Source organism: Halopseudomonas sp., from assembly GCF_036960865.1.
Lineage (GTDB): Bacteria > Pseudomonadota > Gammaproteobacteria > Pseudomonadales > Pseudomonadaceae > Halopseudomonas.
Map to the genome: position 1 here is coordinate 219,146 of NZ_JBALWE010000008.1, position 24,747 is coordinate 243,892.

Genomic DNA, 24,747 nt, shown 5'->3' on the forward strand with positions numbered 1-24,747 from the left:
AGCGGTCAGGCGCGCTGCACCCGCAGCACGCCGGTATCAATCGCCAGATGCACCAGTTCGGTCAGTGAGCTGACGTTGAGCTTTTGCTTGAGCACGGTGAGGTTGTTGGAAACGGTTTTGCTGCTGATGCACAGGTTCTCGGCGATCTGCCTTGGCGGCACGCCGCGGGCGAGCATGACGAAGATTTCAAACTCGCGCTGGGTCACGTCGCGCAGGCGCGGGTCGAGCCGTTCATCGCTGCCGGCGCAGGCCAGCTGGGTGGCCAGCTCCTGTTCGATGTAGCGCTGGCCCTTGAGGCAGCGGCCAACCGCGTCGAGCAGCACCTCGGGCGGGGCGTTCTTGGTGATATAGCCGAGCGCGCCGGTCGCCAGCGCCTGACGCACCAGCGGCAGTTCGTCGTGCATGCTGAAGAACAGCACACGCAGCAGCGGCCAGCGCTGGATCAGCCGGCGCGCGGTTTCGATGCCGCTGATGCCGGGCAGGCCGATGTCCATTACCACCAGATCGGGCACTCGCTGCTGGGCGGCGGCGATGGCGTCTTCGCCGCTTTCCACACCGCGCACTTCGGCCTGCCCGAGCATCATCGCCAGCAGGCTGGTATAGCCCTGGCGCACTACCGCGTGATCGTCCACCAGCAAGATGTTCATGCTGCCTGCCTCCAGGGAATGCTCAGTTCCAGTATCAGCCCGCCCTGCTCGGCGCCGCGCAGCTGCAGCGCGGCGCCCAGGCAGCGGGCCCGTTCGTGCATCGAGTGCATGCCGATGCCCCAGTTGCTGTTCTGCGCCAGGCCGCGGCCGTTGTCTTCGATGCGCACCACCAGTTGATCGCCAACGCAGCCCAGCCAGAGCTGCACCAGCGTGGCGCGGGCGTGGCGGGCGACGTTGTTCAGGGCTTCCTGCACCAGCCGATAGAGATGCGCGCGGGCGTCGGGCGTGAGTTCGGGCAGGTCGGTGGTCAGCAGCAGGCGGCAGTCGATGCCGTGCTGCACCTGCCATTGTTCGCTCAGCTGGGCCAGTGCCTGCTCCAGCCCAAGGCGCTGCAGCACCACCGGGTGCAGGTCGCGCACCAGGGCGCGAAAGCCCTGCTGCAGGCCGTCGCAGCTACCGATCAACTGCTGGCTGAGCTGCTCGATCTGCTCGGGCGAGGCGCTGCGGCTGTGCTGCAGCATGAAGGTCTGGGCGCGGATGCCGGTGAGGTACTGGCCCAGATCGTCGTGCAGCGCGTGGGCCAGCTGCGTGCGCTCATCTTCCTGCACGCTGAGCAGCCGCTCGGTCAGGTTCTGGTTACGCTGTTCGGCCTGCTGCAGCGCGCCGGCCATGCTGTTGAAGCGCTCGGCCAGCTGGTTCAGTTCCGGTTGCTGGCTGGCGGCCAGCCGCGTATTGAAGCGCCCTGCAGCAACCTCATGCAGGCCGCCGAGCAGTTGCTGATAGGCGCGCTGACCACGGCCAAGCGCCCAGTGAATGGCAAGCAGTGACACCGCCAGCGCGGCGGCAAATACCAGCAGCAGGAGCTGCACCGATTCCCAGATTTCGCCGAGTTCGTCGTGGGGGTCGGGGGTGATGTGCCACTGGGAGCCGTCGTTGAACGACAGCGTCAGCGGCGGGAAGCGTTCATCCACCGCAGGTTGCAGCCAGTTGACCAGCCAACGCGGCACGTCTTCAGCCGTGGTTGCGGGCAGCGCCTCGCCCACGCGGCTGATGCGCAGGTGACGCAGGCCGTCGAACTGCTGCGGGTCGGGTGAACCGGCGCTGCGCGACAGGCCGTCAAACAGCTGCAAGGCCAGCGCGCGGCTGGCGTGCAGCTCGCGCACCAGATCTTTCTCGGCCTGCTGCAGCAGCACCAGCAGCAGGCTGAGCAACATCGCAGCGAAAGCCAGCAGCACACCCGTATAAAGGCGCGCCGCCAGCGGCAGGGTTTTCATCGGGCTGATCAGCGAACGACGAAGGTGCCCTGCATACCCTTGCTTTCGTAGCCCTTGAGATAGAAGGCGTAGCGGCCGGGGATCAGCGGGGTAAAGAAAATTTCGGCCTCACCGGCCTCTTCGAATTCCAGTTCGTGCAGCACGGCGGGTTTGATTTCCACATCACCGGCCTCGACCTTGCGCAGGTGCACGGTCTTGAAGAAGTCGGGCGCCTGGAAGGCGTATTCCTTCTGGCCGGAGGAAACGATCATCAGCTGATAGGCCTTGCCGGTTTCCAGCTCGTATTCGCTCTGGCTCATGGCGAAGTCGCTTTCTTCGTTACCAAGAATCAGGTCGGGCAAGGGCGTGGTACGGCGGGTCAGGTCACCGGCGGCGAACAGGCGGTCGGTGCCAATCAGACAGATCAGCATGAGGCTGACGTGCAGCAGGGTGCGGGTGTGCGACATGGGGGCAATCCTTTTCTTATTGTCTTGCCGCAATGCTAAAGACCCTGCCGCGAGCCGAAATACTACCTTGGTACCGGGCTATTGGTACTTTCTGCATATTTCCCCGCCGGCGGGCGGTTCCTATGCTGGGGCCACAACAAAAAGGAGGCCCCGATGCGCCCGCTGCTCACCCAAACCGCATTCTTCATGCTCGCCCTGTGCGCGGCCACATTGGTCGCCGAACGCAGCCATGCCGAGCCGCTGGCGGTGCGCATTGGCTACGTGACCTGGACGCCCGACCCCGGCCCGGTGCTGTCGAACGTGATTCTCGAACCGACCGACGCTGGCCTGCGCGGGGCGGAACTCGCCATCGTCGACAACAACACCACCGGCCGCTTCCTCAAGCACGACTACCAGCTGCTGACCGCCAGCGAGGCCGAGCTGGACGCTACCCTCGACGCCGCCCGCGCCCTGCATGCCGACGGCGTGCGGCTGTTCATCGGCAACCTGCCGGCCAGCGCGCTGAGCACCCTGTCGGCCGAGTTTGGCGACAGCCTGCTGTTCAACGCCGGCAGCTACGACGACGCCCTGCGCACCACCCAGTGCCTGCCCAACGTGCTGCACACCCTGCCCAGCCGCGCCATGCTGGCCGATGCAATGGGCCAGTTTCTGCTCAGCCGCAAACTCAAGCGCTGGCTGCTGATCAGCGGCCCGACCGCCGAGGATCAGGCCTACGCCAACGCACTCAAGCGCGCCGCCCAGCGCTACGGCATGCGCATCGTCGCAGAGAAGGAATGGAGCTTTGATACCGACCTGCGCCGCGCCGCCCAGGCCGAGGTGCCGCTATTCACCCAGACCGATGAGTACGACGTGGTACTGGTGGCCGACGAGCGCGGCGACTTTGGCGAATACATTCCCTACAACACCTGGTATCCGCGCCCGGTGGCCGGCACCCAGGGCCTGACCCCGGTCGGCTGGCACAAGACCATCGAAACCTACGGCGCGGCGCAATTGCAGAAGCGCTTTGAGGAACACGCCGGGCGCTGGATGAACAGTCTGGACTTTGCTTCCTGGCTGGCCGTGCGCTCGATTGGCGCGGCGGTCACCACCCTCAACAGCACCGACGCCGAGGCGATTGGCGCGCTCAGCGTCAGCGACCGCCTGCCGATGGACGGCTTCAAGGGCCGCAAGCTGAGCTACCGCACCTGGAGCGGCCAGTTGCGCCAGCCAATTGCGCTGGTGCAGCCACGCGCACTGGTTACTACCTCACCGCAGGACGGCTTCCTGCACCCCGGCACCGACCTGGACACCCTCGGCTACGACGAGCCCGAAAGCCAGTGCCGCATCGCCGAACACCTGAACAAGAGCTGATGGAGCTGCCCATGACTACCCTGCCCTTTCGCAACGCCCTGCTGGCTGCGCTGATTACCGCTGCGAGCGCCCCTGCTCTGGCCGAGACTGCCTACGTCTCGAACGAGAAGGACAACACCATCTCGGTGATCGACATGAACACCCTGGAGGTCACCGACACGCTGGAGGTCGGCATGCGCCCGCGCGGCATTCTGCTGTCGAGCGACAACAGCAAGCTGTTCATCTGCGCCAGCGACTCAGACACCGTACAGATCATGGATCTGGCGACCCGCCGCATCATTCAGGAGCTGCCCTCCGGCGCTGACCCGGAGCAGTTTGCCCTGCATCCGAACGACCGCACCCTGTACATCTCCAACGAAGACGACGCGCTGGTAACCGTGGTCGACGTGCCGACCGCCGAGGTACTGGCGCAGATCGACGTGGGCGTCGAGCCCGAAGGCATGGCGGTCAGCCCGGACGGCAAGTGGGCGGTGAATACCAGTGAAACCACCAACATGCTGCACTGGATCGACACCACCACGAACGAACTGGTCGACAACACCCTGGTTGACCAGCGCCCGCGTCACGTCGAATTCACCCACGACAGCAAGACGCTGTGGGCCTCGGCCGAGATCGGCGGCACCGTGACGGTATTGGACGTGGACTCGCGCGAAGTGAAAAAAGTGCTGACCTTCGAGATCAAGGGCATTCACCCGGACCGCATCCAGCCGGTTGGCGTGCGCCTGACCCGCGACGGCAAATACGCCTTTATCGCCCTTGGCCCGGCCAACCATGTAGCAGTGGTCGACGCCAACACCTTTGAAGTACTCGATTACCTGCTGGTTGGCCGCCGCGTCTGGCACATGGCGTTCAACGGCGATGAAAGCCTGCTGCTGACCACCAACGGCATCAGCGGCGACGTGTCTGTGGTCAACGTCCACGACCTGGAGGTAGTGAAGTCGATCAGAGTCGGCCGCTTCCCCTGGGGTGTGGTGGTCACGCCCTGATGACCATCGCCGTGCAGCAGGTCAGCTTCGCCTATGGCGAGCGTCAGGCGCTCAAGCAGGTTGATTTCAGCTGCCAGCCGGGTTGCCTGAACGCCCTGCTCGGCCCCAACGGCGCGGGCAAGTCCACACTGGTGGCGCTGCTCAGCCGTCTGTACGACCTGCAGCAGGGCGACATCCTGCTCGACGGTCTGTCGATCCGCCAGCATCCACGCGCGGCGCTGCGCCAGCTCGGCGTGGTGTTTCAGCAAAGCACGCTGGATCTGGACCTCAGCGTGCGCCAGAACCTGGCCTACCACGCCGCGCTGCACGGCTTGTCGCGGCGCGAGGCCGGGCTGCGGATCGATGCCGAACTGGCCCGCCAGCAGCTCGGCGAGCGTCAGCACGAACGGGTACGCGCGCTCAACGGCGGCCACCGCCGGAGAGTTGAGATCGCCCGCGCCCTGCTGCATCAGCCGCGCATTCTGCTGCTGGATGAGGCCAGCGTGGGGCTGGATCAGGCCAGCCGCCGGGCACTCAATCAGCACGTGCGCGCGCTGTGCGATGAACAGCAGCTGACGGTGATCTGGACCACCCACCTGCTCGACGAGATTCTGCCAAGCGACCCGGTGGTGATGCTCAACCGCGGCCGCGTAGTCGCCCAGGGGCAAGCCGACGCCCTGAGCAACGGCGCGACTCAGGAGAGTCTCAGCGACGCCTTCGAGCGGCTCAGCCGCGCCAGCGAGGAGCCCGCGCTATGACCGCAGCCCAATACCTCAACTGCCTGCAGGGCGTGATGCAGCGCGAGTGGCTGCGCTTCTTCCAGCAGCGCTCACGCTTTCTCAGTGCGCTGGTGCGGCCGCTGCTGTGGCTCTTGGTATTTGCCGCCGGCTTTCGCGCCGCGCTCGGGGTGTCGATCATCCCGCCGTACAGCACCTACATCACCTACGAGACCTACATCCTGCCTGGACTGTGCTGCATGATCCTGCTGTTCAACGGCATGCAGGGCTCGCTGTCGATGGTCTACGACCGGGAAATGGGCAGCATGCGCGTGCTGCTGATGAGTCCGCTGCCGCGGCCGTTTCTGCTGCTGTGCAAGTTGCTGGCCACCGCGCTGGTGTCACTGATTCAGGTTTATGCCTTTCTCGCGATTGCCTGGTGCTTTGACATTCGCCCGCCACTCTGGGGCCTGCTCGCCGCCGCGCCCGCCCTGCTTCTGGCGGCGCTGCTGCTGAGTTCACTGGGGCTGCTGCTGTCCAACGGGATTCGTCAGCTGGAGAACTTCGCCGGGGTGATGAACTTCGTCATCTTCCCGCTGTTCTTCCTGTCGTCGGCGTTGTATCCGCTGTGGAAGATGCGCGAATCCAGTGAGTGGCTGTATTGGCTGTGCGCACTCAACCCCTTCACCCACGCGGTGGAACTGGTGCGCTTTGCGCTGTATCAGCAGTTCAACCTGACCGCGCTGCTGGTCTGCCTGGGCCTGTGGCTGCTGTTCAGTCTGGCGGCGGTGCTGACCTTCAACCCGCAGCGCGCGGCAATTCGTGGTTAAACGGCACACGGCCGGCGTAGCCAGCACGAAACTACTACTTTAGTACCGCTTCGTTGTGCGAATGTATCATTTGCAAGACGCCCCACCGGGGGTGTAATACCTACCTGATACCACCGGGCCAGCGTTGCCCGGCATAACCGAATACAACAAAAACAGGTTGCCCAAGCCATGTACAAGATACTGATAGCTGATGATCATCCGTTGTTTCGCGAGGCCATCTGCAACGTCATCAGTAGCGGATTTCCCGGCAGCGAGCTGCTGGAAACCTGCGACCTGGATAGTGCTCTGGCCATAGCCCGGGAACAGGACGACCTGGATCTGATTCTGCTGGACCTCAATATGCCCGGCATGCACGGCCTCAATGGCCTGATCACGCTGCGTAACGAGTCGCCGTCGATTCCGGTGGTCATCGTCTCGGCCGAGGAAGACAAACAGGTGGTGCTGCAAGCCATCACCTACGGCGCGGTCGGCTTTATCACCAAATCGTCACCGCGCGCGCAGATGACCGAAGCGATCGAGCAGATCCTCGCCGGCAACGTCTACCTGCCCTCCGACATCATCCGCGCCAACCACACCATCACCCGCCGCAACCCCGAGGAATACCCGATCTCCCCGGAACTGCTCTACGCCCTCACCCGCAAGCAACTGCTGGTGCTGGAGCGCATGGCCAAGGGCGAGTCCAACAAACAGATCGCCTACCACCTGGAAATCGCCGAAACCACGGTGAAAGCGCATGTCTCGGCGATTCTGCGCAAGTTGAATGTGCATAACCGGGTGCAGGCCATTTTGTCGGCGAGTGATGTGGATTTCAGTGCGTATTTGCGGCGCTGAAGCTGTATAGCAACTGGACCAAACTCGCTGCCGGCAGCGCGTAACCGAAAACCTGGTTGTTCGGCGAGAAAAAAGGGCTTTCCGTCGCCGGAAAGCCCTGTTGCAACCCTTTGCCGCAGTTTTGCAGGCCACTTATGAACAAGTGGCTGACCTCAGCCGCTCTCAGGCATCCAGCCGATCCGGCTCCTCCAGAAACGGCAGTTGGGCTGCCTCTTCCAGTTCGTCGTCTGGGTGATTTGCCAAGCTGGCGCTGACGGCGATGAAAAAGCCGATCAGCGTCGCCAGTGCCACTATTTCAGAGATCAACATGGTATGCGCTCCGGTTTTCTCAATGGGCGGTTGCCAGGGCGCCAGTCTGCGCCTCCAGCTGGCGGGCAGCGCGGACGGTGCGCCAGGTGTTCCAGGCCATACACAGCATGCCGGTGAAGAAGAAGGCGCCGCCAATAACTCGCACTACGTATCCCGGATGGCTAGCCTCCAGCGCTTCGACGAACGAGTATGTGGGTGTGCCGTCGACGTTCACTGCGCGCCACATCAGGCCCTGGGTAATGCCGTTGACCCACATGGCGACGATGTACAACACGGTGCCGATGGTCGCGAGCCAGAAATGCAGGTTGATCAGCCCGGTGCTGTGCATTTTCTCGACCCCAAACACCTTGGGAATCAGGTGATACAGCGAGCCGAAGGTGATCATCGCAACCCAGCCCAGAGCGCCTGCGTGCACGTGGCCGATGGTCCAGTCTGTGTAGTGCGACAGCGCGTTCACGGTTTTGATGGCCATCATCGGTCCTTCAAAAGTCGACATGCCGTAGAAGGCCAGGGCCACCACCAGAAAACGCAGAATCGGATCGGTGCGCAGCTGATGCCACGAGCCGGATAGCGTCATCATGCCGTTGATCATGCCGCCCCAGCTGGGTGCCAACAGAATCAGCGACATCACCATGCCGAGTGATTGCGCCCAGTCCGGCAGCGCGGTGTAGTGCAGGTGGTGCGGGCCGGCCCAGATGTACAGGGTGATCAGCGCCCAGAAGTGCACGATGGACAGGCGGTAGGAGTACACCGGCCGGTTCACCTGCTTGGGTACAAAGTAATACATCATGCCGAGAAACCCGGTGGTCAGGAAGAAGCCCACCGCGTTGTGCCCGTACCACCACTGCACCATGGCATCGGTTGCGCCGGCATAGACCGGGTAGGACTTGAACCAGCTGATCGGGATCGAGGCGTGGTTAACAATATGCAGCACGGCAATAACCAGAATGAAGGCACCGAAGAACCAGTTGCCCACATAAATATGACGGGTCTTGCGGCGCATTACGGTGCCGAAAAACACCACCGCGTAGGCGACCCAAACGATGGCCATCACCACAGCGCCGGTGAACTCGATCTCGGCATATTCTTTGGTCGTGGTCAGACCCTGTGGCAGCGTGACCAGCATAATGATGATCACGGCCTGCCAGCCCCAGAAGGTAAAGGCCGTCAGGCGCGGTGCAATCAGCGGCGTTTGGCAGGTACGCTGTACGGCGTAGTAACTGGCGGCGAACTGGGCGCTGCCGGCAAAGCCGAATATCACCAGGCTGGTATGCAGCGGGCGCAGGCGGCCAAAACTGGTCCAGGGCAGATCAAAGTTCAGGGCTGGCCAAACCATCTGCGAAGCGACCAATAGCCCGACTGACATACCTACCACGCCCCAGACGACCGTCATGATGGCGAACTGGCGTACCACCCGGTAGTTGTAAGGCTGCACAGCACCTGTGTTTTGCATCGTTAAAACCTTTCTGACAGTGACTGCGGACCGCGCCGCAAAAGTAGCCGTACTGTAGAAAAGACGTGCAAAACAAAACAGACTCAGAGGTCATGCGTTAAAGCGTATCAGATGGACTTTGCCGACTCAGTGCTGGGTCGTCAGATGCCGGGCTATGCCACGCTTGAGTGGCTGAGCCTGCTGGGCCAGACGCAGACCGGCGTTGCGCAGCAGACGCATAGGCAGTTGATCACTGGTGTAGCACTCCACCAGCAGATTGGTGGCCTGATATAGGGGCCAGGTAGCCAGCCTTTGTTGGCGCTGGTAACGCTCGAGCAAGGCTGGCTCCGCCAGATCTTTACCGCGCGCATGGGCAGCCAGCACCAGCTTGCTGAGCCGCTGCACACTCCCCAGGCCAAAGTTGAAGCCATGTGCGGTCACCGGATGCATGCCCACAGCAGCGTCGCCGATCAGCGCGCAGCGCTGGCTGATGACACGCCGGGCATAAACACCCACAAGAGGGTACGCATGGCGGCTGCTGACCAGTTGCATACGTCCCAGACGGTGGGCAAAGCGCTGCTCGATTTCTCTGGAAAAGCGCTCATCACCTAGCTGTTGCAGCTGGGCAATCTCGCGCGGCGGCAAGGTAATCACCACCGACGATTGCCGCCCGTTGAGCGGCAGCAGGGCTAGCGTTTGACCGTAGCCGAACCATTCCCAGGCCACCTGCTGGTGGTCTTTGTCGTGCTGCATACGACAAACCAACATGCTTTTGCCGAAGTCTTTCAACTGAGCACCGATGCCCAGCAGGCGGCGCGTCTCGGAAAAGCGGCTATCTGCGGCGACCAGCAGCCGCGCCTGCAGAGTATCGCCGCTGGCCAATGCCAGCTCGACCCGATCCGCTTGCTGCCTGATGGCTTTTACCTCCGCTTCGCAACGCAACCTGGTACCTGCCGCTTGCAAGCTCTGGTAGCAGGCGCGGCGAATCGCCTGATTGGCGACCAGATGCCCCAGCCGCTCTGCCCCAGCTTGCTGGGCGTTGATATGCAGCGCAAAAGCGGACGGACCATTGAACACGCTGGCATCGCGCAACACGGCAATATCATCCGGACTAATCCGTGACCAGATGTCCAGCCGCTCCAGCAGCGCTTGCGAGTTGTGGGTTAGCGCAATTTCGCGACCATCAAAGGCCGGCTCGGCGATGGCAGCCTCCGACTGCCTTTCCAGTAGCGCCACAGACAGGCCTTCTCCCGACAGCGCGCGGGCGAGACAGAGCCCGCTGGGGCCAGCACCGACGATGGCAATATCGTAAATCATGTAGGGTCTCCATACGGCCGCAAAAGCCCAGTCTGGCCAGTTGCGGTGCACAGAGTATTGCGCTGGGTCAGTGTAGGCTTGCAATCCGCTGCGCTCAGGTGTCGCAGCTGGAGCCGCATCAGAAAGACGCGATGATGCGTCCCAGGGTCGCCATGGCCTGCTCGCTGCGTGCGTCCCACGGATGACCGTAGTTCAGGCGGGCGCAGTGGCCGTAATGGCGATTGGCGGAGAAGATCGGGCCTGGCGCCAGGCTGATGCCCTGAGCCAATGCATGCTGGAATAGCTGCAATGAATCGACCCGGGTGGGAAACTCGAACCACAGAAAGTAGCCACCATTGGGGCGGGTGACGCGGGTATCGGCCGGAAAGTGACGCGCTGCCGAGGCAAGCATCGCGCGTTGTTGGCTTTCCAGCGAATGGCGCAGCTTGCGCAGGTGGCGATCGTAGCCGCCGTGTTGCAGGTAATCGGCGAGTGCCGCCTGGGCCGGCACCGAAGGCGAGATGGTGGTCATCAGTTTGAGGCGGCTGATCTGCTCGGCGAAGCGCCCTGCCGCCACCCAGCCAACCCGGTAACCGGGAGCCAGGCACTTGGAGAAAGAACCGCAGTGCATCACCAGACCCTCGGTATCAAAGCTCTTGACCGGCTTGGGCGGCTGGCTGCCGTAGTACAGCTCGGCATAGACGTCGTCTTCGATCATCGGCACCTGATGTCGCTTCAGCAGCGCATAAAGCGCCTGCTTCTTCTCGTCGGTCATACTGGCGCCCAGCGGGTTCTGCAGGCTGCTCATAAACCAGCAGGCCTTGATCGGGAAGCGCTGCAGGCTGTCGGCCAGACTGTCCAGATCGATCCCTTCGCGCGGGTGTACCGGAATTTCCACCGCTTTGAGCTTGAGCCGTTCCAGTACCTGCAGGGTGGCGTAAAACGCGGGGGTTTCGATGGCGACCAGGTCGCCGGGCTGGGTCACCGTCTGCAGGCAGAGGTTGAGTGCTTCCATGGCGCCGGTGGTGATTACCAGCTCCTCCAGCGGCAGCATCATGCCGCTGACCATATAGCGCAGGGCAATCTGCCGGCGCAGATCGGGATTGCCGGCGGTCATGTCGGCGATCACCGCATGCGGCTGCATGTCACGTGCACTGTTGGCCAGCGAGCGTGACAGGCGCGCCAACGGAAACAGGTTGGGACTCGGGAAGGCCGAGCCAAACGCGACCATGTCCGGGTCCTTGAGCGAGCTCAATACCGAGAACACCAGCTCGCTGACATCCACCTCTACGCTGCCGGAGGCGTACTGGCCGATATCCGGTTCGTGCAGTTGGCGCCGGGCCAGGGCATGCACAAAGTAGCCGGAGCGCGGGCGCGCCTGAATCAGACCACGGTCTTCCAGCAGGTAGTAGGCCTGGAACACGGTCGACGGGCTGACCCCGTAGGTGCGGCTCGCGTGCCGCACCGAAGGTACCTTCTCACCTGGGGCGATCACCCCGGTACGGATCAGTTCGGCGATCTCGTCGGCGAATTTCTCGTAGCGTTTCATCCTGTCCTGTGCGGGTTTGGAGGCATCCACGTACTCTACGCCATCGGCAGTGGCCATGCGACGCTCAACGCGCCGCAGGCGAAACGAAGGTCGATGCATCGCTGACCTGGCTATCGGTGTCCTGCAGATCCTTGACCACAAACTGCAGTGGCTGACTACCGGCGTGCTCGTCGGGGTGCTGGCGGCTGACGCGTACTGGCAATACCGCTGTTTCCCCCCCGGCGATGGTCACCTCGCCCAGACCCTGGGCCTTGAAAAGCTCAGGCTCACCCAGGTCAACTAGGTAAGAGCGGCTTTGCTGGCTCTTGTTGATGACCTTCAGGGTGTAGAGGTTTTCAATGTCGCCGGCGCTGTTCTCGCGGAAGATGCTGCGATCACGGCTAATGTCCAGGTCAATCAGTGGGCGGGTCTGGATGCCCCAAACCAGGCTGCCAACCATCAACAGCAGCACGGCGGCATAACCGACCAGGCGGGGGCGCAGCCAGTGTGTGGGCTTGCCTTCCAGCGCCCGCTCGGAGGTATAGCGGATCAGCCCGCGTGGGTAATCCATCTGGTCCATCACGCTGTTGCAGGCATCGATACAGGCGCCGCAGCTGATGCAGTCGAGTTGCAGGCCGTCGCGAATATCGATACCGGTTGGGCAGACTTGGACGCATACAGTGCAGTCAATGCAGTCACCCAGGCCGGCTGCAGTGTGGTCGATGTTCTTCTTGCGCGGGCCACGCGCTTCGCCACGGGCGCTGTCGTAGGTGACGACCAGGGTGTGCTCGTCGAACATGACGCTCTGAAAGCGCGAGTAAGGGCACATGTGCAGACAAACTTTTTCGCGCAGCCAACCCGCGTTGAAGTAGGTGGCGGCGGTGAAAAAGAACAGCCAGAAGGCGGTAGTGGCACCCAGTTGCAGCTGCAGCATATCGCTGACCAGCTCGCGTACCGGGGTGAAATAGCCGACAAAGGCAATCGCCGTGGCCAGACTAACTGCCAGCCAGATGCCGTGCTTGGCAGAGCGGCGCGCCAGTTTATTGAATGACCAGGGCGCGGCGTCCAGGCGTACGCGCTGATGCCGCTCACCCTCGGTCACTTTCTCTGCCCACATGAAAATCCACGTCCAGACGCTTTGCGGGCAGGTATAGCCGCACCACACGCGTCCAGCAAAAACGGTAATGAAGAACAGACCGAAGGCCGCGATCATCAGAATCGCCGACAGCAGGATGAAGTCCTGTGGCCAAAAGGTCGCGCCAAAGATAAAGAACTGCTTGGCATCCAGATCCCAGAGCACCGCTTGATGGCCATTCCAGTTCAGCCACGCGGTGCCGAAGAACAAGAGTATGAGTGCGCCGGCGCCGCTCAGGCGCAGGTTGCGAAAAAAGCCCTTGAAGCTGCGGGTATGGATGGGGTCGCCGGTCTGCGCGGGCGGCACGAAGGTGATCGGCTGCTTGTTTTTGGCAGTCACGTCTTTAATCGGAATCTGGCTGGTCATGGCAATCACGGCTCTTGGTTATCAGGCACGAGGCATGATGCGCGGCCAGCTGATTCGGTAACAGATTCAGGTTGTACTAAAAAAAGCGGATCAGATGAGGGCGCCCAAAGCATCTCAGGACTGTCTGCTACTGCTTCTCGTTAGCGTCCGACGCCTGTGCGGCCGCGATCTGATCCGCTTTTTTTGCCTGAATCTGGGTCTGGTTGGTAAACGCCAGGCTGCGCATAGTGGTGATCTGATCCGAGCTGCCCGTTGCCAACGCCTTATTGGCGCTGCGTGCAGCCCAGCCGAGAGGTTTGCATGTACCACTATGATGAATATGACCGCGCCCTGGTAACCGAGCGCGTAGCCCAGTTTCGCGATCAGGTTGCGCGGCGCCTGAGCGGTGAACTGAGTGAAGAAGAGTTTCTGCCGCTGCGCTTGCAGAACGGCCTGTATCTGCAGCGCCACGCCTACATGCTACGGGTAGCGATCCCCTACGGCACGCTATCGGCAGACCAGCTGCGTACCCTGGCCAGCATCGCCCGTGACTTCGACCGCGGTTACGGCCACTTCACCACCCGGCAGAACATCCAGTACAACTGGATCGAGCTGGAGCAGGTGCCGGACATTCTCGACCGCCTGGCGCAGGTCGATATGCATGCCATCCAGACCTCGGGCAACTGTGTGCGCAACATCAGCACCGACGCCTTTGCTGGCGTGGCGGCAGATGAAGTGCTTGATCCGCGTCCGCTCGCCGAGATTCTGCGGCAATGGTCGACCGTCAATCCGGAGTTTCTCTACTTGCCGCGCAAATTCAAGATTGCGCTGTGCTCCGCCACCGAAGACCGCGCGGCGGTGATGATGCACGACATCGGCCTGTACCTTTACCGTGATGCGAACGGCGAGATGCTGTTTGATGTCATGGTCGGCGGCGGCCTGGGGCGTACGCCCATCCTGTCACAGCCGATCCGCCGCGCGCTGCCCTGGCGCCATCTGCTGTCGTACGTCGAGGCGGTATTGCGGGTGTACAACCGGCATGGCCGACGCGACAACAAGTACAAGGCGCGCATCAAGATTCTGGTCAAGGCACTGGGGATCGAGGCCTTCGCCAGTGAGGTCGATGCCGAGTGGGAGCATATCAAGGACGGTCCGGCCGAGCTGACCGAAGCCGAGTTCAGCCGGGTCGCAGCCAACTTTGTGCCGCCAGCCTATGTGCCGCAGCCGGCCACTGACCTCGGGTATGGCACCGCGCTGGCGCAGGATGCCCAGTTTACCCAATGGGTTCAACGCAACACCCATGCCCACAAGATGCCGGGATACGTTTCCGTCACACTGTCGACCAAACCCGGTGGCGATACGCCGCCCGGCGATGTCACTGCCGAGCAGATGGAGCAGGTTGCCGACCTCGCGGAGCGCTTCGGCTTTGGTGAGATTCGCGTGGCGCATGAGCAGAATCTGGTCCTGCCGGATATTGCCAAGGCAGACCTTTACCGCTTCTGGCAGGCGGCCTGTGAAGCCGGCTTGGCGACGGCCAACATCGGGCTACTGACCGATGTGATTGCCTGCCCCGGCGGCGACTATTGCTCACTGGCCAATGCCAAATCCATTCCGGTGGCGCAGGCGATCCAGCACCGCTTTGCCGACCAGACGCTGCTGCAGGATTTGGGCGAGATCAGCCTGAATATCTCCGGCTGCATGAACGCCTGCGGGCATCACCATATTGGCAATATCGGTATCCTCGGCGTCGATAAGAATGGTAGCGAGTGGTATCAGTTCACCATTGGCGGTGCACAAGGCAAACAGAGCGCGCTGGGCAAGGTGATTGGTCCGGCGTTCAGCGCCGCCGAGGTACCGGATGTGATTGCGCACCTGGCTGACGTCTATCGCGAACAGCGCATCGAGAGCGAGCGCTTTGTTGATACCGTCGCGCGAGTTGGCCTGGAGCCGTTCAAGGCGCGGGTCTACCAGCGTGAGGAGGTGCGCGCATGAACAACCTGATACGCCTGGGCAGCGACGGTGCCGAACTGGCAACTGCGGACCCCTGGATGCTGGCGCCGACACCGCCCGAGGCGCCGACTGGGCCGCTGATCCTGTCGTTCAGCGACTGGCTGGCGCGGCAGACTGAAGCCGTGTTGCGGGGCGAGCAAACCAGCGCAGATGCAGTGTGCCTGCAACCGGATGATGAGGCGGAACAACTGGAGCCCTATCTGGCCGTGCTGCCGTTAATCGCGGTGCACTTCCCCACTTTTCGCGATGGGCGCGGCTATAGCCAGGCCTACCTGCTACGTACCCGGTTGGGCTGGCAAGGTGAACTGCGGGCAGTGGGTGACGTGTTGCGCGACCAGCTCAGCCATATGCGCCAGTGTGGTTTTGATGCCTTTGCAGTGCGTGAAGACAAGTCGGCTGAGGATGCCCTCAAGGGGCTGGCTGGCATGAGCGTGCTTTACGGGCGCTCGGCCATCGAGCCACGGCCGCTCTTTCGGCGCCGAGGTGGCTTGTGATCAAGGGGTTGCTGTTGTTACTGGTGATGCAGGCTGCTGGCGCCTTGCTGCAGCTGTTGTGCTTGCCAATGCTGCCAGGGCCGGTGATCGGCCTGCTGCTACTGCTGGTCTTTCTCTTGCTGTTGGGGCGGATTCCGGCGTGCCTGGAGCAGGTTAGCGCTGTGTTATTTCAGTATTTACCGCTGCTGCTGGCCGTGCCCGCTACCGGCATCCTGTTGGGCGGTGATGTGCTGCTGACACAATTGCCGGCAATCAGCGGTGCGCTCTTATTGTCGTTGCTGCTGTGCATTCCCCTGTGCGGCTGGCTGATGCAACGGCTGATAGGCGACAAGCGATGATGCCTGATCCGCTGCTGCAGGTCATACACTCGCCGGTCACCGCGATCGCGCTGACGCTCGCGGCGTTTTTGTGTGCCATCTGGTTGTACCGCCGCAGCGGCTGGCTGGTATTGCAGCCGGTGCTGGTGACCATGCTGATTATTATTGCTGGTATTCGGCTGCTAGGGCTGGATTATCAAGCCTATCGCGACGCTGTGCTGCCCATTTCCTGGCTGCTGGGCCCGGCGACCGTTGCCTTGGCAGTTCCGCTGTATCGCAACTTGCGGCGCATTCGGCAGACGTTATGGCCGGTAATCCTGACGTTGCTGGTGGGCGGGGTTGCGATCGTCGCACTGACGCTGCTTTTCGCATACTGGCTGGGTGCAGACCTGCCCGTGCTGATGACGCTGGCGACCAAATCGGTAACCATGCCTATCGCGATGCCGCTGGCTGAGCAACTCGGTGGCATCGCCGCCCTGGCTGCGGTGCTGGTGATGCTCACGGGCGTGGCAGGCACTGCCATGCTGCCACCGTTATTGAATCTCTGTGGTGTGCAGCACCCTGCCGCACGCGGTATGGCCTACGGCATGAACGCCCACGCCGTGGGAACCGCCAGGGCCCTGGAAGAAGGCGATGAATGTGGCGCATTCGCCGCCTTGGCCATGGGGGCCTTGGGGGCCATGACTGCCGTATTGCTACCGCTGGCAGTATTGCTCCTGAAGGCGACCCTGGGTTGGTAATCAAGCCTGGTACGAGAGAGGCAAGGCAGCCGACGATACGCGATGCTGACCATTGAATCCGTGAGATAACTGATTGTGAGCAAGCTCTGTCACGCGCCCCCTGCCTGGCCTTTTGGTAAGGACGGCCCCTCGTCACAAGGCTGCACCGCCAACAAATGACTCATCGCCGTCTTCAACTTCATCGGCTTGACCGGCTTGTGCAGCATCACGTACCCCAGCTCCCGCACCTGCAACTTCAGCGCATTGCTGTAATTGGCCGTAATCAGTAGCACGGGCAACGGCTGACCGCGCCGCGCGTTGATACGCGCGACCACGTCCACGCCATTGACGTCGTTATCCAGGTGGTAATCGGCAATCAGCAGGTCGGCCGGAGCGTGGAATGCATCGACCTGGCTGGCCAGGTCTTCCTCCGATAGTGCAGTAATCACCCGGCAGCCCCAGCCTTCCAGCAGGGTGCGCATGCCGGCGCAGATGGCCGCATCGTTATCCAGCACCCAGACGGTAGCGCCCGGTAAACGTTCGCCAATGCGTGCGGTTACCGATTCGTCTTCTACCACGGCGGGCTGCAGCCGACCAAAGGGCAGGTCTACGGAAAACACCGAGCCCTGCCCTTCGATTGAGCGCACGCGAATGCGATGCCCCAGCATGCGGGCAATCTTGTCGACAATCGCCAGTCCCAATCCCAAGCCCCGATCACGGGTGTTGGCGCTGGGGTTAACCCGTTTGAACTCCTGGAAAATTTCCTGCAGTTTGTCTTCCGGGATGCCCATGCCGGTGTCCCACACCTCGATGCGCAGGCCATGGGCGTGGCGACGGCAGCCCAGCAGGATGCGTCCACTATGGGTATAGCGAATGGCGTTGGTGAGGAAGTTGCGCAGAATGCGTACCAGCAACTGGGCATCACTGCGCACTATCGCATGACAGGGTACAAAGCTCAGTTGCAGGCCTTCGCTGGCGGCCAATTGCGCGTATTCGTTACCGAGATTATCCAGCAGGTCGCCCAGATTGAAGGCGCTGATGTCTGGCTTGATCACCCCGGCATCGAGTTTGGAAATGTCTACCAGGGTGCCCAGCAGGTTTTCTACATCTTCCAGCGAGTGGCTGACCTGACGCACCAGCGCGCCGGTGCTTTGCTCCACGGTTTGCTCCAGCAGCGCACCGGTAAACAGGCGCGCTGCGTTCAGCGGCTGTAACAGGTCGTGACTGACCGCAGCAAGAAATTTGGTTTTTGACAGATTGGCCTGCTCGGCCTCGCGCTTGGCTTCACGCAGGCGTGCTTCAGCCTGGGCCCGTTCGCTGATCTCCTGGCGCATCTGGCCGTTCACTTCGGTCAGCTCCTGGGTGCGTTCGCGTACACGCTGCTCCAGATGCTGATAAGCCTGGTGCAATGCCTCGGAGGTGCGCCGCCGCTCGGTAATGTCGCGAATCAGCACGAAGATACCGACCACCTCGCCACTGGCATCCCGGTTGGGTACATAGGAGCGCAGCAGGTAACGCTGCTTGCCCTCCAGATTGGCTTCGGCAAACTCGAAGCTGACGCTTTCACCGCGAAAGGCCCGCGCGATATAGGGTTCCAGCCGGCTGAACTGCTCGGTACTGTGCACCCGGTGCAGGCTCTGGCCAAGAATCTCGCCATGGCCCCAGCCGTACCAGTCTTCATAGACCTTGTTGGTGAACTGGTAAGTCAGGTCCTCGCCCACGTAGGCGATCAAGGCCGGCACGTGGTCGGTGATCAGCCTCACCCAGCGCTCACTTTCCTGCAGGGCGCGGGCATAGAGTTCACGCTCGGTGATATCGGTGAAGGTATTGACGAAGCCGCCTGTCGGCATGGGGTGGGTACGGATTTCCAGCACCCGACCATTGGATAGCTGCTGCTCGCAGGTCAGCTGTGGCGCGCCATGTTCATTGCGGCTGTGCGGTGTGAACAGCGCCAGCTCGCTGTCTTCCATGACCTCGGTAAACGGCCGGTGCGCAGCAATCGGTGCCAGGCCGGCCAGCTCCAGAAAGCGCCCGTTCCAGACCTCCAGCGCGCCCTCGCCGTTGACCACAGCAACGCCCTGCGAGAGGCTGTCGACGGTGCGCTGCAGCAGTCGGGTTTTCTGCTCCAGGGCCTTTTCGCGACGCGCCTTCTCGGACTGTTTTAGATCGGTGATGTCGGTGTACATGATTACCAGCCCGCCCTCGCGGGTGGGCCGTTCACTGACCTGCATCCAGCGCTGGTCGCGCAGCTGGTGCAATAGATTGCCGTCAGCAGAATCGGTCTCGACGATCAGGCCCGTGGCCAGCGCCAGCCGCTTGGTCTCGCCCAGCGTGGTGCCTTCGGTCACCCGCACACCGGTGCCTTGCCAGAACGCTGCAAAACGGCTGTTAAACAGCACAATGCGCTTGTTCTCATCGAACAAGACAAAGGCGTCTGACACGCTTTCGATGGCATCAATCAGATAATGGTGTGCTTTCTCTGCCCGCGCTCTGGCGTCGTTCAGCAGACGGTTGCTGGCCTGCAGTTCGGCCATGGTGTCGTTCAGCGCCTGGGTCCGTTCGCGCACCTGCTCGGCCAGTTCTACCGAGTGCTGAAACGCTGCATAGCTTTCGGTACGTTGGCTGGAACTCGACTCGACCCGTTCAATCAGCGCCGCGTTGATGCGCAGCAATTTATTGTTCTGCGCGCGCAGCGCCTGCAGCTCGGCCAGCAAATCGCCGTCTGCCCGCCACTCAGCGCGGGAAGGCAAAGGCCACCCCGGTGAAGGTCTGGTTGATGTGCATGCCGTTGAACTGCTCGCCATAGGTATTGAAACCAATCACCCGGTTGGACGCGAGGAAGTCCGACATCAGGCGGTCCTCACCGCGCAGCTCGGCCTCCATACGGCGCAGAAAACAGTCACAGCCGAGAATCAGTACCGGTTCGCCAAGGCGTTCACGCAGCTGGCCTAGGGTGGCGTCCAGGTTGGGCAACAACTCGCCCGGTTGCATCGCGGTGAGCACGATGCCGGTATCTACCGCGCAGTAGAAGGTCAGGCTGTGATCCTCGTTCACGCGCTGAATCGAGCGTACGTAGAACTGATCACGGATACGCACCGCCAGCGCATTCAGCGCAAAGGTGGCGAGTTTCAGCTGTGCCAAAGGCACGCCCACCAGCCGTGCGTATTCTTCGGCGGCGGGTTCCGCGTTCAGTTCCAGCACTGTGCGGCTGGCGCTGTCGGCCGCAGTGACCACCAGCTTGGTGCTGGAAGGCTGCAAGTGGTGCGTGGTAAACACCTCAAAGTCCAGCCAGGTATTGACCATCACCACCACAGCCGCACCGGTAAAGAACTGCCCCTGATAGTAAACGTGGGTGTGGCTCAGGTGATTGTCGTCGCCGGCAGAGCCGCCAAAGTGCGGGATACTGCCCAGCGCGGCGCTGAGGGTATTGAGCACCACTTCTTCCCGGCTCGACAGGCCATCGAGCAGTGTCAAGGCAAAGGTGTGATCTTTAACCGGCGCCAGATCCACCTGGCGGCAGTGGCGCAGCATACGCTCTACCGCCTGCTGCGCCTCAACCAGGGTGAAACTGTCGAGTGCATGGATCAGCGTGCAATCCACGGCAAAGGCGCGCAGGTCGAAGCCCACTGCGCTGATGCAGCCTCGCCCGTAACCGGCGCTGCTGATCTCGCCGGCGCTGGTGCAACCCAGCAGGGTGACACCGCCAAAGTGTTGCTCCAGCGAGGTGGCCAGCTGTGCCAGCGGGTATTCGGCGGAGCAGAAGAACAGTACAAACCCCAGGTGCGGGTGCAACAGTTGACGTGCCAGATCCTGCGCTGCTGCGTCGGCTTCGCTGGCGTTGGTCATGGCTGTGCGAAAGCAGTCGCCGAGTGGTTGCCGGTCGAATGCGTCAGCGCTTGGATCAAGGTCGGAATCAGGGTTCATACAACCGATTCTAGAAAGCCCCAGCCCCAGACCCTATGCTACTTGAGTACTGGTTAGTTAAGCCTTGGGCACTAGCAAGCTGGCAATTGGACAGGAAGAAGCAGCCAGCAAAAGAAAAGCCCCGCCAAGCACATTGACGGGGCTTTGCGTAGAGGACGCGTGTATTACCAGTTCAATACCACGCCGAGCGCCAGGCTGTCGGTTTCTTCGATCTTCTGGCTGTTGGTGCGGTCATCAATCTCGTACTGGTTGTACTCGGCCACCAGCGTCAGGTTGTCGTTGATGCTGTGGAACAGACCCACCGCACGGGTCTCGTAGTCCGCCGCCACGCCTATGCCGTTGCCGTCGTCCTCGGTCTTGCCATAGGAGAGCGCCAGACGCGTTTTGCCGGCAAAGGTGTAGGAGCCCTGCAGCAGGTAGCCGGTGCTGTCGATTTCCCGCAGCACGGCTTCACCGGCGTTGTTGGTAAAGAAGGGGTTGATGCCCTCGGCATCAAAACCCGAGGCGACCAGCGAGGCAGCCCCCATCTTGGCCTGCACGCCGTAACCGATACCCTGCGAGGTCACGTCGTCCACGCTGTCGTCAGTGTTTTCCGAGGTCTGGTAACCGCCATTAAGCCAGCTGTAGATCTCGGCGCCAGCCAGGTCAAACTGATAGGTAATTTCGGTTTCAAAACGCGGCGCGTCCTGGTAGTTCTTGCCGACCGCGGAGTCATCGGTGGTATCCACCGGGTCCATGATGCCGGCAGCAATGCGCAGGCCACCCATCAAGGGTGAGCGGTAGGTAATCTGCGCGGTGGGGAACGGGTACGGGTAGCCGCTACCGATGTTGCCGAAGGACACGCCACCGCCATCCACCAGGCCCAGCGTGTCGCTGACCTGACCGTAACCGGCGAGCATCTCATCGAGCAGGATGTTGGAGCGCGAGAAAAGGCCAAAGTCCTTGCCCACCAGCACTTCACCCCAATCGCCGGCGATGGTGCCGTAGAACTGCCGCACGTCGATGGCACTGGAGGTGCCGTTGGTTTCACTGTCGTTGATGGTGACCCAGAACGAGGAGCGCGCACCGAGGGTCAGATCACCAACCTGCTTGCCCATGTTGAAGCCGATGTAATTGGGCAGAAAGCCCATCTTGACCCGCGCCTGGTCGCGGTCCAGGTCGTCGTTGATGTTGTCGGTGTCGGTCTGCACGTAGAAGGCGTTCACATAGCCGTCGGCAGAGAAGGTGGTGCCGTCTTCGTCGTACAGGGTAATCGCGGCCGCGGCCGGAGTGCTTAGCACGGCCAGGGCAAGGGGGGTCAGCAGGGTGCAGGCAATCTTGTTCTTGTACATGATGCTCTCCGATGTAATCAGTGACTGAAGCGTCCAGCCGATTATCAGAAAGCATGCTGCCCTGCCCCATTGTTCGAGAGCGGCGATTGGCTTGCGCTTTGGTGTGTACGACCAAGCGACACTGCGCACCTCCGCCAGCAGGTTGTATTTACAACCTACCGAGGAACTAGTTGGCGCTGCGCAAGTGCCTGCGCGGGCAGCGTGGCAGGCGCGCGACAAACCCCTGCCAGGCCGCCAGCGTCAGCGCTTGCAGAGCGCTTTGCTCGGCGCCAAGGTGGTCATCGGTTTGCTGCAGACAGTCTTGCCAATGGGCTTCAAACTGCTGGTCCGGGTCTTGCCGTTGCTGCTGCATCAGGTCAGCCAAGTGCGTGCAGTGCTGCTGCAGCTGCGTTGTACTCAGCGCCGCCAGCTGCGCGCCCTGATGCTGCAGGAAATCGCTGATTGCCGCCTCGATGGCGGCGTGTGGGTGGCTCGGTGACTGCACCAACAGCAACAGGCCTGCCCGCCCATGCTGGCGCCGCAACCGCGCAACGACCCAGTAGCCGAGTTGCTGTCGAGTGCGCAGTTCGGCAAAAAAGGCATCGGCCAGACAATGGTGCAACAGGCGCCAACAGGCGTCCTCCTCGGCACTGGCATGCTCGGCCTGCAAGTACAGCAACTGCGCACGATCGGCGTGCTGACAAGACACATCGCTGGCCTGCACCCTTGGCTTTCGTGCTGCAGGAGCCTCCATGCGCAAGGGTCGCAGCAGCGCCGGGCACAGGTTGATCAGCAGTTTTGCCAGCATCGAGCGCTCTTGCTCCGGCCAGCCCTGCGGCTTCAACCAGTACAGCTGCGCGCTGCTGCACAACGAAGCCCAGCGCTCTGCCGGCACCTCAGCCTGCGCAGCATCTTCGCCATCGAGCTGCTGCAGCAAGCGGTAGGCCGGCAAGGCGTGAGTCTGCTGGTGGTGCCACTGCTGCCGGCGATACTCGATCAACGCCAGCTGCTCTGCTGCCGGCGGCCGTTGCAATGCGGTCAGTAGCTCCCGCAAAAATCCCGGCAGTTGATCGGCGGGCCCGGCAGCATCGAGTTGCAGCAACTCGCCCACCAGTTGCCATTGCAGGGTCAGCCCCAGTAGCTGCCCCCATTGCGCCAGCGCCTCACCCTGTACTGACCAGCAGGCCAACAGCCAGCTACGCTCTGCCTGACTGGACTCGCTCGCCGGCCAGACCCAGGCCAGACGTGTGCGTGACCGATTGGCAGAGGGCGGTGCCATCTTCCCCAGCCGCAGTCCCGGCAGGTAACCACCCCACGGCAAGCCCGCCGGCGCTGGCGGCAAAGGCTGCAGGCTAGGCCAGGGCAACAGCGCAAGATCGACCTTGAGTTGATCAGGCAGGACCGCCAACGGCCGCAAGGTAAAGGGCGTGGCGGTCCACAACGCCTGGGCGGCCGCATCGAGCCTGGAGCGGCGGCAGACCAGCAGCCGAGCATCGGGCTGCAGCTGCCGCAATAGCTCTCGCCACGCCTGACGCGTCAATAGGGGCAGCTGCGTGCCGCTCAGATCCAACACCTGCTCTGGCGACAGCGTCAGAAGTCGCTCGGCGTAACGCCGGCACCAGTCCAGCGGGTCGCCCTGCGGGCCGTTGCCGCCCAGTTGATGCGCCAATTGCTGGCGATGCGTCTGCGGCCAGTCTTCCGGGTTTTGCTCGGTCATTGCCCGCAGCCAGGTATCCAGCGCGGCCAACAGCGGTAGAACGGGACGCTCTGACAAGGTGGCCAGGTCGACACGCAGCAGCGCCTGGCCCTCGGCACCGGTCTCCACCGTGGCGCGCAGTTCGGCCAGGCCAGCTTGCCGGCGCAGATAACCGAGAGCGCCGGCCGGGGCCGCACTGTTCAGCCACTCACATAGCCAGCGCGTGGCGATACTGTCCGGCGCGCAATCGCTCAAGGGGTACCAGAGAGTGCAGTCGTCCTGCGCACCCGGGCCTCGCCAGTCAAGTTCGGTTGGCAGTGCGCCGTCACAGAACAGCGGCGGGAGCCTGTGCTGATCAAGGGTACCGGCAGGTAGCTGCGCCGCCGTGCGCTCTGCCAGTTGGCGTAACTGTTCTGGCGACCGCGGCGCGTGCAGCACCAGCGCCATAGCGCCCGCCCGGTAATGCCGACGATGCCAGTCGTGCAAGGCACTGGCCAAGGCCTCTGGCGTGCCGCGCAGGCTCTGGCGATTGCCTGCTGTAAAGCGGCTCAACGGATGCGCCGGATTGAATACCTGCGCCAGAGCCGCCTGTTCGTGCAAGGCATCGTCGGCCAGCCGGGTACGGAATTCCGCCTCTATTACCTCGCGCTCGCTGGCGACCTGAGCTGGATGGAAGCAAGGCGCCGCGAGCATGTCGGCCAGCTGATGCAAGGACTCATCCAGGCCAGCCGGCGCCAGCGAGAAAAAGTAGCGCGTGGCCTGATTGGCGGTGCTGGCGTTGAAACGTCCACCCCAGCGAGCAATACGCGCCGGGAAGGCACCCGGCTGCGGGTAGCCGGCTGACCCCATGAACAACAGGTGTTCCAGCAGGTGTGCCAACCCCGGCAAGCCGGCTGGCTCAGCATGACTCCCCACCCCTACCTGCAGCACCGCAGTAGCCTGCGACGCCTGATCATCACTGATCAACAGGCACAACAAGCCGTTGGCTGCGCGGTACAGGCGGTAGTCACTTTGGGTAGGCGGGATGTAGGACAGCGGAAGTAGATGCACGGGCGCTCACAAAAGGCAGGGCGTAAAGGCAAGGTTAACGCAGCGCTCCTCCGACGGCGGCCCTACCGGCACCAAAGTATTAAGCCTCCTGAACCAAAGCAGCAGGCAAACAAAAAGGGCCGG

At 62.4% G+C, this 24,747-nt stretch carries 21 protein-coding genes; 9 read left to right on the forward strand and 12 right to left on the reverse strand.

Annotation, left to right across the window (positions count from 1 at the left end; all coding sequences use genetic code 11):
- Nucleotides 1-5: 5 nt before the first annotated feature.
- Genes V7747_RS13260 through V7747_RS13270 form a run of 3 tightly spaced genes read right to left on the reverse strand, consistent with a single transcriptional unit; the run spans nt 6 to nt 2,367 of the window.
- Nucleotides 6-647: a response regulator transcription factor gene (locus tag V7747_RS13260; protein ID WP_335616497.1), complete on the reverse strand. Its 642-nt coding sequence runs from the start codon at nt 645-647 to the stop codon at nt 6-8.
- Nucleotides 644-1,921 (reverse strand): sensor histidine kinase, encoded by a 1,278-nt coding sequence (locus V7747_RS13265; RefSeq protein ID WP_335616498.1) that lies wholly within the window; start codon nt 1,919-1,921, stop codon nt 644-646. Before V7747_RS13265 ends, V7747_RS13260 begins: the two co-directional genes overlap by 4 nt.
- 8 nt (nt 1,922-1,929) lie before the next feature.
- On the reverse strand, nt 1,930-2,367 hold the full coding sequence (locus tag V7747_RS13270; RefSeq protein ID WP_335616499.1) for a copper-binding protein: 438 nt from the start codon (nt 2,365-2,367) through the stop codon (nt 1,930-1,932).
- 153 nt (nt 2,368-2,520) lie between these two features.
- On the opposite strand from V7747_RS13270, the gene V7747_RS13275 reads away from it, so the two are divergent.
- The 5 genes from V7747_RS13275 (at nt 2,521) to V7747_RS13295 (ending at nt 7,059) form a co-directional block, all read left to right on the forward strand.
- Entirely contained in the window at nt 2,521-3,717 is a 1,197-nt protein-coding gene (locus V7747_RS13275) for an ABC transporter substrate-binding protein (protein WP_335616500.1), read from the forward strand.
- Between the two features lie 11 nt (nt 3,718-3,728).
- Complete coding sequence (locus V7747_RS13280; RefSeq protein WP_335616501.1) at nt 3,729-4,703, forward strand: YVTN family beta-propeller repeat protein; 975 nt, start codon at nt 3,729-3,731, stop codon at nt 4,701-4,703.
- Nucleotides 4,703-5,440: an ABC transporter ATP-binding protein gene (locus V7747_RS13285; protein ID WP_335616502.1), complete on the forward strand. Its 738-nt coding sequence runs from the start codon at nt 4,703-4,705 to the stop codon at nt 5,438-5,440. The genes V7747_RS13280 and V7747_RS13285 overlap by 1 nt, the downstream gene beginning before the upstream one ends.
- Entirely contained in the window at nt 5,437-6,228 is a 792-nt protein-coding gene (locus V7747_RS13290; protein ID WP_269687764.1) for an ABC transporter permease, read from the forward strand. Before V7747_RS13285 ends, V7747_RS13290 begins: the two co-directional genes overlap by 4 nt.
- Before the next feature lie 168 nt (nt 6,229-6,396).
- Complete coding sequence (locus V7747_RS13295) at nt 6,397-7,059, forward strand: response regulator transcription factor (RefSeq protein ID WP_335616503.1); 663 nt, start codon at nt 6,397-6,399, stop codon at nt 7,057-7,059.
- Between the two features lie 162 nt (nt 7,060-7,221).
- Here V7747_RS13295 and V7747_RS13300 read toward each other — a convergent pair whose 3' ends face one another.
- From V7747_RS13300 to ccoG, 5 genes are all read right to left on the reverse strand, one after another.
- On the reverse strand, nt 7,222-7,368 hold the full coding sequence (locus tag V7747_RS13300; RefSeq protein WP_335616504.1) for a hypothetical protein: 147 nt from the start codon (nt 7,366-7,368) through the stop codon (nt 7,222-7,224).
- 19 nt (nt 7,369-7,387) lie between these two features.
- Entirely contained in the window at nt 7,388-8,821 is a 1,434-nt protein-coding gene (ccoN, locus tag V7747_RS13305) for a cytochrome-c oxidase, cbb3-type subunit I (protein ID WP_335616505.1), read from the reverse strand.
- A 126-nt stretch (nt 8,822-8,947) separates the two neighbouring features.
- Entirely contained in the window at nt 8,948-10,117 is a 1,170-nt protein-coding gene (gene ubiM, locus V7747_RS13310; protein ID WP_335616506.1) for a 5-demethoxyubiquinol-8 5-hydroxylase UbiM, read from the reverse strand.
- Nucleotides 10,118-10,235: 118 nt separating this feature from the next.
- On the reverse strand, nt 10,236-11,645 hold the full coding sequence (gene mapR, locus V7747_RS13315; RefSeq protein ID WP_335616524.1) for a GntR family transcriptional regulator MpaR: 1,410 nt from the start codon (nt 11,643-11,645) through the stop codon (nt 10,236-10,238).
- 64 nt (nt 11,646-11,709) lie between these two features.
- A complete protein-coding gene (gene ccoG / locus V7747_RS13320; protein ID WP_335616507.1) occupies nt 11,710-13,125 on the reverse strand; it encodes a cytochrome c oxidase accessory protein CcoG in 1,416 nt (471 codons plus the stop codon).
- Nucleotides 13,126-13,425: 300 nt separating this feature from the next.
- On the opposite strand from ccoG, the gene V7747_RS13325 reads away from it, so the two are divergent.
- From V7747_RS13325 to V7747_RS13340, 4 genes are read left to right on the forward strand one after another with little or no spacing between them, the layout of a single operon-like run.
- Nucleotides 13,426-15,096, forward strand: coding sequence for a nitrite/sulfite reductase (locus tag V7747_RS13325; protein WP_335616508.1), 1,671 nt, complete (start codon nt 13,426-13,428; stop codon nt 15,094-15,096).
- Complete coding sequence (locus tag V7747_RS13330) at nt 15,093-15,608, forward strand: DUF934 domain-containing protein (protein WP_335616509.1); 516 nt, start codon at nt 15,093-15,095, stop codon at nt 15,606-15,608. The genes V7747_RS13325 and V7747_RS13330 overlap by 4 nt, the downstream gene beginning before the upstream one ends.
- A gap of 26 nt (nt 15,609-15,634) precedes the next feature.
- Nucleotides 15,635-15,946, forward strand: a complete 312-nt coding sequence (locus V7747_RS13335; protein WP_335616525.1) for a CidA/LrgA family protein — start codon at nt 15,635-15,637, stop codon at nt 15,944-15,946.
- Entirely contained in the window at nt 15,943-16,665 is a 723-nt protein-coding gene (locus V7747_RS13340) for an LrgB family protein (RefSeq protein WP_335616510.1), read from the forward strand. Before V7747_RS13335 ends, V7747_RS13340 begins: the two co-directional genes overlap by 4 nt.
- Before the next feature lie 89 nt (nt 16,666-16,754).
- Here V7747_RS13340 and V7747_RS13345 read toward each other — a convergent pair whose 3' ends face one another.
- The 4 genes from V7747_RS13345 to V7747_RS13360 all read right to left on the reverse strand — a co-directional run bounded on the left by V7747_RS13345 (nt 16,755) and on the right by V7747_RS13360 (nt 24,624).
- The gene (locus V7747_RS13345) at nt 16,755-19,448 is read right to left on the reverse strand and encodes a NahK/ErcS family hybrid sensor histidine kinase/response regulator (RefSeq protein ID WP_335616511.1); all 2,694 of its coding nucleotides are present in this window, start codon (nt 19,446-19,448) and stop codon (nt 16,755-16,757) included.
- Nucleotides 19,378-20,490, reverse strand: coding sequence for a nitric oxide-sensing protein NosP (nosP, locus tag V7747_RS13350; RefSeq protein WP_335616526.1), 1,113 nt, complete (start codon nt 20,488-20,490; stop codon nt 19,378-19,380). Before nosP ends, V7747_RS13345 begins: the two co-directional genes overlap by 71 nt.
- A gap of 242 nt (nt 20,491-20,732) precedes the next feature.
- Entirely contained in the window at nt 20,733-21,899 is a 1,167-nt protein-coding gene (locus V7747_RS13355) for a porin (protein ID WP_335616512.1), read from the reverse strand.
- Nucleotides 21,900-22,065: 166 nt separating this feature from the next.
- On the reverse strand, nt 22,066-24,624 hold the full coding sequence (locus V7747_RS13360) for an insulinase family protein (protein ID WP_335616513.1): 2,559 nt from the start codon (nt 24,622-24,624) through the stop codon (nt 22,066-22,068).
- Between the last annotated feature and the right edge of the window lie 123 nt (nt 24,625-24,747).